12 protein-coding genes are annotated in these 14,782 nt (G+C 62.3%); 2 read left to right on the top strand and 10 right to left on the bottom strand.

Annotated features, from left to right (window positions below; translation table 11 throughout):
* Positions 1-30 precede the first annotated feature (30 nt).
* Positions 31-1,038, bottom strand: a complete 1,008-nt coding sequence (locus DYL61_RS21290; RefSeq protein WP_135309963.1) for a LacI family DNA-binding transcriptional regulator — start codon at positions 1,036-1,038, stop codon at positions 31-33.
* A 48-nt stretch (positions 1,039-1,086) separates the two neighbouring features.
* Positions 1,087-2,106, bottom strand: coding sequence for a Glu/Leu/Phe/Val dehydrogenase family protein (locus DYL61_RS21285; RefSeq protein ID WP_135309962.1), 1,020 nt, complete (start codon positions 2,104-2,106; stop codon positions 1,087-1,089).
* Between the two features lie 187 nt (positions 2,107-2,293).
* Between DYL61_RS21285 and DYL61_RS21280 the strand changes: the two genes are divergently transcribed.
* Positions 2,294-3,097 (top strand): SirB1 family protein, encoded by an 804-nt coding sequence (locus DYL61_RS21280; protein WP_135309961.1) that lies wholly within the window; start codon positions 2,294-2,296, stop codon positions 3,095-3,097.
* On the opposite strand, the gene DYL61_RS21275 is transcribed toward DYL61_RS21280, so the two are convergent.
* From DYL61_RS21275 to hmgA, 4 genes are all read right to left on the bottom strand, one after another.
* Positions 3,083-4,459, bottom strand: a complete 1,377-nt coding sequence (locus tag DYL61_RS21275; protein WP_135309960.1) for an MFS transporter — start codon at positions 4,457-4,459, stop codon at positions 3,083-3,085. The two genes, DYL61_RS21280 and DYL61_RS21275, sit on opposite strands and share 15 nt — an antisense overlap.
* Before the next feature lie 158 nt (positions 4,460-4,617).
* Positions 4,618-5,253, bottom strand: coding sequence for a maleylacetoacetate isomerase (gene maiA / locus DYL61_RS21270; protein WP_135309959.1), 636 nt, complete (start codon positions 5,251-5,253; stop codon positions 4,618-4,620).
* Between the two features lie 13 nt (positions 5,254-5,266).
* Positions 5,267-6,553 carry a fumarylacetoacetase gene (gene fahA, locus DYL61_RS21265; protein WP_135309958.1) on the bottom strand — a complete coding sequence of 429 codons (1,287 nt, stop codon included), beginning with the start codon at positions 6,551-6,553 and terminating at the stop codon, positions 5,267-5,269.
* Between the two features lie 3 nt (positions 6,554-6,556).
* Entirely contained in the window at positions 6,557-7,840 is a 1,284-nt protein-coding gene (hmgA, locus tag DYL61_RS21260) for a homogentisate 1,2-dioxygenase (protein ID WP_135309957.1), read from the bottom strand.
* A 120-nt stretch (positions 7,841-7,960) separates the two neighbouring features.
* On the opposite strand from hmgA, the gene DYL61_RS21255 reads away from it, so the two are divergent.
* Positions 7,961-8,740, top strand: a complete 780-nt coding sequence (locus DYL61_RS21255) for an IclR family transcriptional regulator (protein WP_135309956.1) — start codon at positions 7,961-7,963, stop codon at positions 8,738-8,740.
* Position 8,741: 1 nt separating this feature from the next.
* Here the strand turns inward: DYL61_RS21255 and dacB are convergent, their stop codons facing one another.
* The 4 genes from dacB to DYL61_RS21235 all read right to left on the bottom strand — a co-directional run bounded on the left by dacB (position 8,742) and on the right by DYL61_RS21235 (position 14,748).
* Positions 8,742-10,193: a D-alanyl-D-alanine carboxypeptidase/D-alanyl-D-alanine endopeptidase gene (dacB, locus tag DYL61_RS21250; RefSeq protein WP_135309955.1), complete on the bottom strand. Its 1,452-nt coding sequence runs from the start codon at positions 10,191-10,193 to the stop codon at positions 8,742-8,744.
* Positions 10,194-10,247: 54 nt separating this feature from the next.
* Entirely contained in the window at positions 10,248-11,279 is a 1,032-nt protein-coding gene (locus DYL61_RS21245; protein WP_135309954.1) for a YncE family protein, read from the bottom strand.
* Complete coding sequence (locus DYL61_RS21240; protein ID WP_135309953.1) at positions 11,279-13,702, bottom strand: TonB-dependent siderophore receptor; 2,424 nt, start codon at positions 13,700-13,702, stop codon at positions 11,279-11,281. Before DYL61_RS21240 ends, DYL61_RS21245 begins: the two co-directional genes overlap by 1 nt.
* Positions 13,703-13,812: 110 nt before the next feature.
* Positions 13,813-14,748, bottom strand: a complete 936-nt coding sequence (locus tag DYL61_RS21235) for a glutathione S-transferase family protein (RefSeq protein WP_135309952.1) — start codon at positions 14,746-14,748, stop codon at positions 13,813-13,815.
* Between the last annotated feature and the right edge of the window lie 34 nt (positions 14,749-14,782).

Here is a 14,782-nt window from a genome sequence, read left to right as displayed (position 1 = left end):
AAGCCCCCTCCCACATTGGCCGGTGTTTGGCTATGACTTAACCGGCGCGGCAGTGGAGCGACGCAGGATCAGTTCCACAGGCATGAGAAGGCGACGCGATGGTTTGTTGACCCCGGCAAGCAACACCTTGAGGGCACCGACTGCCACTCGCGCCTGCTCCACGGTGTCCTGTTTCAGGGTCGATAACGAAAACAGCTCATTCGCCGCACTGGGAATGTCATCAAACCCCACCACCGACACATCGCCCGGCACCGACAGGCCCATACCCTTGAGCCGGTCCAGTACCCCCAGCGCAATAAAGTCATTCGACGCCAGGATCGCCGTGGGCTTGCGATCCCCTTCAAACAGCACATCCACGCCACGCCGGCCAAAGGTGGCATCGTGGGAGCCTTCCACAAAAAGCGGCTCCAGCTGCGCCTCTTCCATCACCGTAAAATAGGTTTTTGCCCGCTCACGGGCCGACGCTTCACGGCCGCCGCCCAAGTGTGCAATTGCACGATGGCCCAGGCCGATCAGATGCTCCATGGCCTGGCGGATGCCCGATTCGTCATCCACCGCAACGGTGGTCACACGCGGATGGGGGATGCGCTTGCTGCCGATATAGACGCACGGCAGCTTGTCGGCAATTTCACTGATGGTGCGCGCCGTATGCGGCGTGCCAATCATGATCACCCCGGCCGGGCGCAGCCGCAGCAGGCGCTCGATGTCCTGCAATTCACAGCCCTGCTCCACCGGACGCAGCGAGGTCACTGGATCAAAGCCGGCCTTGATCAGTTCACGGTCGACGGCTTGGGCGAGTTGGATGTGAAAGGAGTTATTCGGATCGCCCAGCACCAGCCCCACGATGGACGACTGCGCAAACACCAGGCTGCGGGCGGCCAGGTTGGGCCGGTACTCCAGCTGGGCTGCAATATCGCTGATGCGCTTGCGGGTTTCTTCCCGTACCCCGGGGTCGCCGCGCAGCGCACGCGACACCTGGGCGCGCGACATGCCAGCCGCTTGCGCGACGTCATCGAGGGTGGTGAACGGCTTGGTCATAACAACAAGTGCCTAGGGGAGATCGACGGCAATTGTAGGGGAAACCCATCAACGGTACAGCAGGCGCTCGGCCAATTCGTCGGCCACCCTTGCGGGGCTGCGTTTTTCAGCCTGGGCGTGGGCGAAGATTTCGGTGAGGCGGGTGCCGATATTCGACAGGTGTGCGGTGATGTCCGGCAGCTCTGCGCCGTTGTGCTTGAGGGCGACGTAGATCAGGCCACCGGAGTTGATTACGTAATCAGGGGCGTAGAGGATGCCGCGCCCTTCCAGTTGATCGGCGATGTCCAGGTTGGTCAGTTGCGCGCTGGCCGAACCAGCCACGGCGGCGCAGCGCAGTTGGCCAACACTCTGACGGTTGAATACGGCGCCGAGTCCGCAGGGGGCAAGGATGTCGCAAGGGGTACTGAGCAAGGCATCGTTGGCAATGGGATGAGCCCCCAATTGCTCCATGGCCAGTTGCACTTTGCCGTGATCGATATCGCTCACCAGCAGCTCAGCGCCAGCGGCATGCAGTTGTTCAGCCAAGGCGTAGCCCACGTTGCCCAACCCCTGCACCGCCACACGCAGGCCTTCAAGGTTGTCGCTGCCCAGGCGGGCCATGGCGGTGGTGCGAATGCCCGTGAATACGCCCATAGCGGTATGGGACGACGGATCACCGGCCGCCGTGGTGCTGGTGACAAAGCGGGTTTGCTGGGCGATGCAGTCCATATCGGCCACCGACGTGCCGCTGTCGATGGCGATGATAAAGCGGCCGTCGAGTTTTTCGATACAACGGCCGAAGGCTTCGAACAGTGCCGCGCGGCTTTCCACATGGACAGGTCGCATGATCACCGCCGTGCCACCGCCCACCGGCAAACCCGCCAGGGCGGCTTTGTAGCTCATGCCCTGGGCCAGGCGCGCGGCATCTTCCACAGCGCTTTGGTCGTCGGGATAGGAAAGATAACGACAGCCGCCGAGGGCTGGCCCGAGGCGGCTGTTATGAATGGCGATGACCGCCTTGAGTCCGGTGACCGGGTCGACGCTCAGGTGCAGCGATTCAAGGCGGGTGCTGTGCATGAGCGCAAACATCATCAAGCTCCCGAATCACTTCTGGTAGTGGGCCAAGTATAGGCTTGCAGTAGAAAACTGCCGGAACACGCTGGAATAAGCGGCGCGCTTTTGTGGATTGCAGGACATAAGCGCGTGGGATATTTCGCAAGCTACTGGACGAAAATTCCCAGCAAGGCTAAAACGGGGGCATCCGCCGGAGAATGCAATGAATCCCCGCAAAGCCTTTTTCGCCTGCCTGGAACGCTCCCCCCCTGCGCTGTTTGAAGCAGCGCTGTGGATTGCCGCCGAACACGACGCCGCTGTGCAGCCGTTGGTGATCCTGCAGGAGCTGATGTTGCTGCAACAACAGGTTGGCGTAGGCATGCCGATGTTGCCGGCGGATGAGTTGGGCCAACCGTTACTGCGACGCCTGAATGACCTGGGGTTTGCCCAGGATGACTTCACACCTCTGCGCCCCGCTGCGGCCTTGCTGGACAAAGTGCTGCAACGCAAACGCGGGCAACCGCTGGCGATGGGATTGATTGCCCTTGAACTGGCGAGGCGTCTGGATATTCCGATGGTCGGCGTGAATTTTCCGGGGCATTTCCTGTTGCGCGTGCCGGGCGCTGATCACTTGCTGGACCCGTGCGGGGGCCGGCGCTTATATCCCAATGATTGTCGCGAGTTGCTGCACCGCCAATACGGCCCCAACCTCAAGTTGCAGGCCGACCACTTGCACACCGCTGATCCGCGCTCGATTTTGCAACGCCTGTCACGCAACCTGCGCCAACTGCATCTTTCCAACGATGCTCCGCTGGATGCCCTGGTCGATGCCGAGCGTGTGTTGGAGCTGGGTAATGCCAGCGCCGCCGACTACCTGGCACGGGCCAGTCTCTACCAACGGCTGGATTGCCCAAATGCCGAACGCTTCGACCTGGAACACGCCCTGTTGCTCAGCGAAGACCCAATCCAACGGCTGCGCCTGACCGAGCGATTGGGGCACCTGCCGCCTAATTCAGTCGTACATTGAACTAGGGGGTTTTAGGATATCGCCCGGCAACGCACTCTTCGGCACTTTCAGGCCAGGCGAACGCACCTGAATAATCAGCAACGCCGCAATCACCGCCGGCACCGCACAGAAGAAGAAAATCTGCTCAACCGGGATATGCATCGCCAATAGCAGGCTGCCAAACAACGGCCCCAGGATAGAACCAAATCGCCCCACCCCCAGTGCCCAGCCAGTACCGGTGGCACGTACATGCGCGGGGTAGAAGTTGCTGGCGAAGGCATTGAGGGTCAGTTGCCCGCCGATAATGCAGAAACCAGCGGCAAACACGCAGGCCACCAGATAGCGCGGGTTGTCGTGGTTCAAGCCCAGCAGGATGGTGCACACCGCAGCCGCCGCCAACACACCGGACAGCAGCCGCACCTTGCTCTTCAAGCGGTCGGCAAACCAGGCCATGCCGATGGCGCCCAAGGTGCCGGCGAACAGGAACATCGAGGTCACCAGGTTCGCTTCTTTCAGCGCCAGGCCACTTTCCAGCAACAGCGACGGCAACCAACTGATCATGAAATACAGCAGGATCAGGCTGACAAAAAACGTCGCCCAGATCAGCAGCGTCGGGCGGGCGTAGCCGTTGCGAAACAGCTCTACCACGGTCAGCTTGCTGCCCTGCTCCAACTGATTGTCTGCCTCGCTGGCCAGCGGCGCCCGCCAGTCCGGCAGCATGCGCGCGGTGACTTTATGCAAGCGCGCGTAGGGCGGTGCATCCCGCAGTAAACGCGGCAAGGACTCAGGCAGCAGCCACACCAGGAACGGGAACAGCAACAACGGCGTCACACCCCCCGCCAAAAACACCGCCTGCCAACCAAAACCGTCGATAAACCCTGCCGCCACAAAACCACCCGCCGCACCGCCGAATGAGAAGCCACACGCGGCCAAGGTCACCATCAGCGTACGCAGGCGCGGTGGCGAGTACTCCGACATCAAGGCCATGGCGCTGGGCATCGCGCCGCCCATGCCGATGCCGCAAATAAAGCGGGCTGCCATCAAGGTGGTCAGTGAGTTGGCAAACACCATCAACACCGTGAGACTGGCGTAGATCAGCACACAGCCGAGCAGGATCCTGCGCACACCGAATCGGTCCGCCAGCGGCGTCACCAGCAGCGAGCCCAAGGTCAAGCCAAGCAAGTTGGCACTGAACACCGGGCCGAATGCGGCTTTTTCCAGGCCCCAATCCTGGGCCAGCGCAGGGACTACGTAGCCGAGGACTTGAGCGTCGTAGCCATCGGTCACCAGCAACAGCGCCAGCAACAGGAGGATCAACCACTGATAGCGCGACACCGGACGGGCGTCGAGTGCCGCGCGAAAGCTGGCAATCTGATTGTGCATCGCAAGGTACCTGTCTTGTTTTTATTTGAGGTGACTCACATCCAGTGTGGGAGGGGGCTTGCTCCCGATGGCGACGGGTCAGTAACAGATGCATTGCCTGACACACCGCAATCGGGAGCAAGCCCCCTCCCACATTGGTCTCGTGCAAATTTCGAAAATCAGGGTGTGTCAGGTTGATTGGCAGGATGGGCCTGGATAAATGCCGGGTGCTGCGCTGCCAATGCCGCGACCCTGGCAATGCGCGGATACGCCACCGACGACACCTTGAACCGCTCCGCCGCATACAACTGCGGAATCAGGAACGCATCGGCCATGCCCGGCTGCTCGCCAAAACAAAACCCCTGCTCCCCGATCAACTGTTCCACCGCCCCCAGCCCCTGGCTGATCCAATGCCCGATCCACTCCAGCACCTGCGTTTCATCGTGCCCCCACTGGCGCAACAGGTTCTGGGTGCTGGAGTTATGCAGTGGATGGATATCGCAGCCGATGATCGACGCCACCGCCCGTTCATGCGCACGGGTCGCCAGGTCTTTGGACAGCAATGGTGCCTGTGGATAACGTTCGTCCAGGTATTCGATGATCGCCGGCGACTGGATCAACAGATCGCCGTCATCGGTACGCAAGGCCGGCACCCGGCCCTGGGGGTTGATCGCCAGGTATTCGGGCTGGCGGTTCGCGCCGCCCGGCGGCACCAGCAGGTTGACCGGCACCGCCGTAAAATCCAGGCCCTTGAGCGCCAGGGCAATGCGCACCCGGTACGACGAAGTGGAACGGTAGTAGGTATAGAGTTCCATCACCCAAGCCCTCTTAACGTGCCGCAATCACAGTGCCACGGCATTCGCCGAAGCCGATGGACGCAAAGCCTTCCCGGTTGCAGCGTGCGCGCAGGATGATTTCATCACCGTCTTCAAGGAACTTGCGCACTTCGCCGGACGGCAGTTCGACCACTTTTTTACCGCCTTCGGTCATCTCCAACAAGCTGCCGAACTGCCCTGCTTCCGGCCCCGACAAGGTGCCCGAGCCAAACAGGTCACCGGCTTGTAACTGGCAGCCGTTGACGCTGTGGTGCGCCACCAACTGCGCGACGGTCCAGTACATATGCAGGCTGTTGCTCAGGGCCAGGCGATGGGCCGGCAGGTTCTGCTCGCGCATGCTGGCGGTGGTCAGCAGCACTTCCAGTTCGATATCCAGGGCACCCGCCGCCTGGTCACGTTTATCCAGCAGGTACGACAGCGGTTGCGGGTCGCCTTCGGGACGTGCCGGTTGGGCCTTGCGGAACGGTTCCAGGGCTTCGGCGGTGACCACCCACGGAGAGATCGTGGTGATAAAGCTTTTCGACAGGAACGGCCCCAGCGGCTGGTATTCCCAGGCTTGGATATCCCGCGCCGACCAGTCGTTGAGCAGGCAGAAACCAGCAATATGTTCGGCAGCGTCGCCGATGGCAATCGAGTCACCCATGGCATTGCCCTGGCCGATCCAGATGCCCAGTTCCAGTTCGTAGTCCAGGCGTGCACAGGGACCAAAGGTCGGCTCGGTGGCGCCAGCCGGTAGGGTCTGGCCTTTGGGGCGCCGTACATCAGCTCCCGAGGTGCGAATGGTCGAGGCACGCCCGTGGTAACCAATCGGCACGTACTTGTAGTTCGGCAGCAACGGGTTATCAGGGCGGAACAGTTTGCCAACGTTCTGCGCGTGTTCGATGCCGACGTAGAAGTCGGTGTAGTCGTTGATCCGCGCCGGCACGTGCATCTGGCAATCGGCGGCACGGTGCAGCACCTGGGCCTCACGGGTATGCAGCTTGCTGCCTTCGGCCAGCAGCTCCAGCAGGCGCTCGCGCAGGGCCACCCGTGGGCCACGGCCCAACTCGAAAAACGCATTCAGTTGGCCACCGGCCGTGGCCTCGACGGCACGGCGGGCTTCACCGTCGAACTCGTCGATAGCGGCATGCAGATCGAGGATCGAATCACCAATCGCCACGCCACTGCGTGGCGCCGAGCCGTTGATGCTGAACACGCCCAATGGCAGGTTTTGCAGGGGAAAGTCGCTGTGACCGTTGGCGGAGGTCACCCAACTGCGGGTTTGGGTGGGCTGAGTCATGGGTTATCTCCGATTCGGGTTGAAGGTGGCGGGCAGCGAGGCCCAGCACGCGTCGTAGGAAGGTTGCAGTTGCGGGCAGTCCAGGGCGAACTGTGTGGGACGCAGCACTTGGCTGGTCTCGAACATAAAGGCCATGGTGTTATCGATCTTGTGCGGCGCCAGCTCGGCGTTGATGGCCTTGGTGCAGGTCTCGCCGTCCGGGCCATGGGCGCTCATGCAGCTGTGCAGCGATGCACCACCGGGCAGGAAGCCCTCGGCCTTGGCATCGTAGGCGCCCTGGATCAGGCCCATGTATTCGTTCATCAGATTGCGATGGAACCACGGCGGACGGAAGGTGTTCTCGGCCACCATCCAGCGCGGCGGGAAGATCACAAAGTCGAGGTTGGCCAGGCCGTGCACGCTGGTGGGCGAGGTCAATACGGTGAAGATCGACGGGTCAGGGTGATCGAAACTCACGGTGCCGATGGTGTTGAAGCGGCGCAGGTCATATTTGTACGGCACGTTATTGCCGTGCCAGGCGACCACGTTGAGCGGTGAATGGTCCAGCTCGCACGCCCACAGTTCGCCGAGAAACTTCTGCACCAGCGTGGACGGTTGTTTGAGGTCTTCGTAGTGCGCAACCGGCGTGAGAAAGTCCCGCGGGTTGGCCAGCCCATTGCTGCCGATGGGCCCCAGGTCCGGCAGGCGCAGCGGCGCGCCATGGTTTTCGGCGACGTAACCGCGCGCCTGGGCATCCAACAGCGCCACACGGAATTTGAGGCCGCGTGGCAGTACGACGATTTCCAGCGGTTCCACGTCCAGCACGCCCAATTCGGTGGCGATGCGCAGGCGGCCTTGCTCGGGAACGATCAACAGTTCGCCATCGGCGTTAAAGAACACCCGCTTCATGGAACGGTTGGCGCGGTAGGTGTAGATGCTGATGCCCGAGGGCTTTTCCGAGCCGGAATTGGCCACCATGCCGACAAGGCCGTCGATAAAGTCTGTCGGTTCGCCAGGAATATCCAACGGGTTCCAGCGCAACCGGTTCGGCGTCACAGCGCCCAGCGGCCCGCCGGCCAATTGCCGTTCCAACTTGACGAACGCCGGGTGATTGGCCGACGGCTGGATGCGGTACAGCCAGGTACGCCGGGCTTCGCTGCGGGGCATGGTGAAGGCCGTGCCGGAGAACAGTTCGGTGTACAGCCCATAGGGCGCTTTTTGCGGGGCGTTCTGGCCGACGGGCAGTGCGCCGGGCAGGGCTTCGCTGGCGAATTCATTGCCGAAGCCCGAGAGGTATTCGAGGTTCATGGAGCATCCTCTTTACGGAAGTTGTTTTTATCGTAATCCAGTTACGCATAACGTAATTTGATCACTATCGACCGTCAAGCTATAAAGACGCCCATTCATCTCTCGGATTCTCGCTCCCCCATGGAAAAGCCCCGCGACACCGGTAAACAGAAAGTCCGCTCGGCCGAAGTGGGCACCGATATCCTCAAGGCCCTGGCTGAACTGTCGCCGGCCACTTCGCTGTCGCGCCTGGCCGAGCATGTGCAGATGCCGGCGAGCAAGGTGCACCGCTATTTGCAGGCCCTGATCGCCTCGGGTTTTGCCGAACAGAACACCGCCACCAACCACTACGGCCTGGGCCGCGAAGCCTTGCGGGTGGGCTTGGCCGCGCTGGGCAGCATGGACGTGTTGAAAGTCGGCGCCCTGCCCCTGGCGGAGCTACGCGATGAACTGAATGAAACCTGCTTTTTGGCGGTGTGGGGCAACCAGGGCGCGACCGTGGTGCATATCGAACCGGCCGTGCGGGCAGTCACGGTGGTGACGCAACTGGGCTCGGTGTTGCCGCTGCTCAGTTCGTCCACCGGGTTGGTGTTCAGCGCCTATTTGCCGTCGCGGGAAACCGTGGACTTGCGCGAACGCGAGATCCAGGCCGGTATCGCCCACGCGTTGGCGGACGATCAGGCTTACGCCAGCAACTGCGAACAAATCCGCAGCCGCGGCCTGCACTTTGTGCATGGCTTGCTGATGCCGGGTGTGGATGCGTTGTCGGCGCCGGTGTTCAACGCGGTCGGGCAAGTGGCGGCGGTGATGACCGTGGTCGGTCCCACCTCACTGTTTCATGCCGATGAAGATGGCCCGGCGGCGCAGCACTTGCTGGCGGCGACCCGGGCCGTGAGCTGGCGCATGGGCTATCAGCCCTGAGTCACCAGTTGGCCAAGGTCAGCGCCACGCGGTTTTCCAGCGCCTTCACCTGCGCGCCGCCCACCACGTAATTGTTGGTGATCATCGAGAACACCAAGCGGCGCCCGTGGGCATCGGTGATGTAGCCGCCCAATGACGACACGCCGCCCATGGAGCCGGTCTTGGCATGCAGGTTGTTTGCTGCGGGCGTGTCGCGCAGGCGATAACGCAGGCTGCCGCCGGTCATGCGGTCGCGGTTGCCGGCAATCGGCAGCGCGTTGTACCAGGCGTTGAACCACGGCTGTTTGCTCGCGGCCAGCAACAGGTCGGTGAGGGTTTGCGACGACACCAGGTTACGCCGCGACAGGCCGGAACCGTCGACCTGGTTCAGCGTGGTCGCGTCCAGCCCCTGACGCTTGAGAAACCCGGCCACCGCCAGCGTACCGGCCGCCGCCGTGCCGCTATTGGCCGTCTGCCGGCCCATGGCCTTGAGCAAGGCTTCGGACATGTTGTTGTTCGACAGCTTGAGCAGCGGCGTGATCAGTTCCTGCAACGGCGCCGATTGGTGTTCGGCCAGTGCCGTCGCCGTCGCCGGGCTCGCACCACCGATTACCCGCCGCCCCACGACACTGATGCCCTGCTGCGCCAGCGCCTGCTCAAACAGATTCGCCACCAGTTGCGTCGGCTCCCACACACTCACCAATTGCCGACTCTGCCTGCCCGGCGCCACCGCGCCGCTGAGCTGCAACAGGTTGGTGCCATGGCGGCGGTTGATGCCATAGGTATTGCCCGGCCCGCTGACGGCGCGGTTGCTCAGTTGCAGGTAGTCGGTAGGCGGGAAGATTTCCACGCCCACCGGCTGGCCGGCCCGTACGGGGGCCTTGGCCGTGACGAGCACGGTGCCTGCGTCGAAATCGGTGTTGGGGGACACGGTCAGCGCCGAAATCTGCGCGCCGTAGTAGGTGCTTTCATCGTCGTGGGACCAATCAACGCCCAGCCGCTCGGCGTCGAACCAGGTGTCGTCGAATACCAGGTCGCCCTGCACTTGGCGCACACCGCGACTGGCCAGTTGCGCGGCCAGCGCCTGGTAGTCCGAAAACTGCAAGGTCGGATCACCCAGCCCACGCAGGTACAGATTGCCCACCAGGCGTTCGCCCTGTTGTGTGCCGTTGGTCAGCAGTTGCGTCGAAAACCGGTAGTGCGGCCCCAGCACGTCCATCGCCGCCGCCGTGGTCAGCAACTTGAGATTGGACGCCGGCACCAGCCGCGTGCGTGGGTTGTGTTGATAGAGCGTGTTGCCGCTGCTGGCATCACGCACCATCAACGACACCGTGGCGCCGTGCAGCGCCGGGTCGGCCAGCAACTGGTCAAGGCTTTGCCCGGTGGCGGTCTTCGACGGCGAGGCGCAACCGCCGAGCAACAGGCCAAAACCCAGCACCATTGCACCGGCGTGTATCCATCGTTTCAACCGCATCACCCTGGCATTCCTGAATCTGAAAGAGTGCGCAGCTTGGTTAATTCACCGCGCTCAATCAAGTGCCAGGGTGGTGATGGAGAACGTGCCAGCCTGGAATTGTGGATCCGCCTTGGGTTCGGCGGCCGGCAACACATAGTCCATGGCCGGCAAGTAAGCCCGCAGGCTTTGGGGGTCAAACGCCATGTTGTAGGCCATCGGCAAGGTGCTGACGGTAGCCGCCAAGGCGTAGTGATCGGCGTCCTGCTGATCGATGACCAACAGGTTCGCCTCCACACCGCTGGGGATCAGCAGACGCCGATGCTGCGCGTCGTAGGCTACGGCGTTGACGTCACGCCCGATCGGCAACCTGGCCTTCACTTCGCCCGTCTCGCGGTCTGCCACGATCAACAGCGGCGTCTTGCCGCGACACGCGACGAACAAACGCTGGCGCTCAACATCCTGGGCCAGTGCGCTGGGCTTGGGGCAGTCGGCAAATTGCCAGGTATCGAGCACGCCAAAGGTGCTGGCGGAATAACGCGCCACCTGGCCTTCATCGCGCATCGGCAGGAAGAAACTGCCGTCGCCCTTGAGCAGCAACGGGTCGATTTTCTTCACCGCCAGTTCATGGGCGCCGGTGATGCGTTCCTGCTGGGGATCGAACTCAAACAGGGTCGAACGATCCGCGCGCCGCCCGCTGACGATGATCACCTTGCCGGTGGACGGTTCATACACCGCGCTGTTGAGGTTGCTCTGCGCCACCGCAATACGCTTGATCGGCTTGAGTGTGGATAACTGCACCACCCCCAGACTGCCGTCGGTGTTGAGTACGAATACCCGATCCAGCTCGGGCACGAACACCACACCGTTGGCGCCCTCGGACTGCGCGACGGTTTTAACCGCGCGCTGGTGCTGCACATCAAACACCGTCAGGCCGTTTTCGCGACGGGCCACGAACAGGTAGGGCCGTGTCGGGTCGAGCCCGACAAAACCCCAGCTGTGACCGGAACCGGGCAAGGTCACCCGGTGTTCGCGGTGGTACGAAGGCGCCTCAGCCAGGGCCGAACCGCTGAGCAACAACGCCAATACAGCTGCCAGTATTTTCATCAGAACTCCAACGTACTGGACACCGACACCTGCCGTGCATCACCAATCGACACGAACAGACGGCTGGCCGCCGAGGTGTAGTAGGTGCGGTCAAACATGTTCTTCACGTTGAGCTGGAACTTGACCTTCTGCCCATCGATCTTGGTGTCGTAGGTGGCAAACGCGTCCGCCACGGTGTAGCCCGGCAGGTTGAAGTCATTGGCAGCGTCGCCAGCGCGCTCGCCGACGTAACGGGCCCCGGTGCCCACCCGCAGTTGGTCGCCACCGAAGATGCTGCCGAAGTCATAGGCCACCGACAGCGAGCCGGTGTGCTTGGCGACGTTTTGCAGGCGGTTGCCTTCCAGGGTTGGGTCTTTGTCCTTGATGTCTTCGGCGTCGGTGTAGGCGTAGCTGCCGATCAGGCTCCACTGGTCGGTCAGTTGGCCGGTGGCGTCGAGTTCCAGGCCACGGGAGCGGACTTGGCCGGCCAGGCTATAGATGGTGGTTCCAGCGACTTCCGAGGACACCAGCACGTTGCGCTTGTCGATGTTGAACAACGCGACACTGGCGGTGATGCGCCCGGGGATATCGAGCTTGGCCCCCAACTCCCAGGATTTGGATTTCTCCGGTGTCAGGTCACCGGTCAAGGTACTGCCATCGGCCAATGCCGCAATGGTGGAGTTGGGTTTGAACGATTCGGTGTAGCTGCCGTAGAACGACAACTCATCGGTGTAGCGGTACACCAGGCCCGCACGCGGCACCCAGGCCTGGCCATTGCCGTCGGTGTTGGCCTTGAACGGTACGCCTTTGCCAGCGTATTGGTCGTACATCTGATAGCGCGCACCGGCGACGAAGATCCACTGGTCGGTCAGGTGAATCGCATCCTGGAAGAACAGCGAGTCGCTGCGCAACAGGTCGGTTTGAGCGCTGTCGGCGGCGCTGACGGTGGTGCCCGCGACTTCATTGCCGTAGACCGGGTTGTTGTAGTTGAACGTGCTGCGCGAGTTCTGACGAATCAGGTCGGCACGGTAGATCTTGCGGTACTCGTCGTCCATGCCGAACACCAGGTCGTTCTGCAGGCCAAATACGTTGACCTTGCCTTCCAGGCTGGCCGTGGTGAAACGGTCGGTGGTGATCGCACCTTTGGTGCCGTCCATCCTGCGGGTCAAGGCGCCGTTGGCACCCACCGCACTCACGCGCACCTGGCTGGCATCGTAGGTTTCACGGTTCCAGCTGTAACCGAAGTGGGCTTTCCAGTCGTCGTTCAGGTCGTGGTCGGCTTCGAAACGGTACAGGTCGGAACGGCCTTCCATGTTGTTGAAAGGTTCATCCAAGCGGCGAGTGGACGGGATGTTCAACGGGTGGTTGGTCTTGGGGTCGATAGCTGTACCCCGGTCGAACGGCGAAAGAAACTCGCGATGCTCGTAGGCGAACAGCAACTTAGTGTTGTCGCCATACCAGGCCAGGGACGGCGCCACCAAGGTCTCGCGGTGGGTGCCGAAGTTACGCCAGTAGTCTTCGTCTTCATGGTCGACGATCAAGCGATACGCCAAACCACTGTCACCAATCGGGCCGGTGGTGTCGAGGCTGCCGCCGCTGCCATTCTTGCCGTCGCCGAAGGTCGAGCCGCGCACGGTCAACGCAGTGGACTGCACCAACTCGGGCTTTTTGCTGACGATATTCACCACGCCGCCCGGGTCCTGGATGCCGTACAGCAACGAGGACGGGCCCTTGAGCACTTCGACGCGCTCGGCGGTGGCATTCAGCGCACGGCCCTGCACGATGGGCATGCCGTCGCGCATGATCGAGCCGTTACGGTTATCACCAAACCCGCGCAGCATCACCGCGTCCTGGGTGCTGGCCAAGGTGTTGGCCTGGGTGATGCCGCTGATATTGCCCAGGGCGTCATCCAGGTTGCGTGGCGTCTGGTCGCGCAGCACTTGGGCTGGCACCACGTTGACGGTTTGCGGGGTTTCCAGCAGCAGGCCATGGGAACGCATTACGGAGCTGGTGGGCGGTGGTTGATAGCTGGTGCTGTCCTGGGTTTGCTGGCCGACACCGCTGATGGTGGTGGCGCCGAGGTTGACGGCGCCTTCGGTGGGCACCGGCTCCAGGGCCAGGGTGCGGGCGTCGATCTGGCGGAAGGTGAAACCCGAGTTGCCGAGCAGGCGTTGCAGGGCCTGGGTCGCGCTCATCTGGCCGCTGACCGCCGGGGCGCTGAGGCCGTAGGGCGCTTCATCGGTGTAGATCACGCTGATCCCGGTGACCCGGCTGAAATCGCTCAAGGCCTGGGGCAGCGGTTTGGCTGCCAACGCAAAGTTGAACTGGGTGCTTTGCTGTTCCTGCGCCTGCGCCACGCTCAAGGGCAGCAACGCCAACCCTGATACCGCCAATACCGAGGCTCCCAGCCACTGTTTAACCAAACCGCCCGCCGTCGACTTCATGCTGTGAGAACCCGTGTAGAAAACGCTGTTAATGCGAATAGATCGCAGTTTCAAAGCACTACACGAGTGGGCCGCCGGTTTACCTCACCTTTGTTTGCAAAAAAGTTTATTTATTGCGCCTGGATGCGGAACCCCATGCGCGGGAAGTGCACATGCACGGTGCCGGCACGCTCGTCGGTGCGGCGCAGGATCAGCTCTTCACGCCCGGCAAACAGCAACTCGCCGGCCACCGGATCGGTGCCGTAGTCGGTAGCGCTGATAGTGACCGGTTGGCCGGCCTTGAAGCCGTTCAAGTCCTCGAACACTTCCTGCGGCAGCGCAGCCGGTGTGGCATTGCGCGACACATTCAGGGCTTGATCGGCGCTCATCTGAGTGAACGTGCCATGGCCAAAGCCGAGTACGCGATCCAGCCAGGCGGCAACAGCCGGGTAGGCATCCACCAACGGCGCCGTCACCGAAGAACCTTTGAGGAACCACAACGGATGGGCCAGGGCAAAGTCGGCAATCGACGGCTCACCGAACAGAAAATCCCCCGCCTGATGCTGCAATTGCTGATCGATGCGGCTGACGATGGCCGGCCATTGGTGCTTGGCCTGGTCCAACTGCACACGGGCGGCGCTGCCACCGCTGAACAGTTTGCTGCGGTCGGCTACCAGCACCTGGAGCATTTCCGGCGGCACCTTGGCAAATTTGACCGCCAGGGATTCCGGCTGGAACACCAAGGCGACGGCATGGGAAAACACCACCGAATCCGCCCAGGCGGCAAAGCCCTGGGTGACCAGTTCCAGGCCTTGGGGAAACAGCGCAGGCGCAGATTTTTCCTGCTCCAGGCGGCGGGCAATCAGGGCGGTGTCGCAGTAGATATCGGCGCCCACTTGCAACACCGGAGTCTTGCGGTAGCCGCCGGTGAGGGCGGTGAGGTCTGGCTTGGGCATCACTGGCGAGATATGCACCGAACGCCAGGACAAGCCTTTGAAGCCCAGCAGCAGGCGGGCTTTTTCTGCGAAGGGGGACTGCGGGTAGTGGTGGAGGATCAACTCAGACATGCCAGGCTCCGCTTTAGAAGTGAGCCACTAGCTT

This window comes from Pseudomonas nabeulensis, from assembly GCF_004682045.1.
In the GTDB taxonomy this organism is placed as follows: domain Bacteria; phylum Pseudomonadota; class Gammaproteobacteria; order Pseudomonadales; family Pseudomonadaceae; genus Aquipseudomonas; species Aquipseudomonas nabeulensis.
The sequence above is the reverse complement of the archived record's forward strand: the minus strand, read 5'-3'. Positions and strand labels throughout refer to the sequence as shown.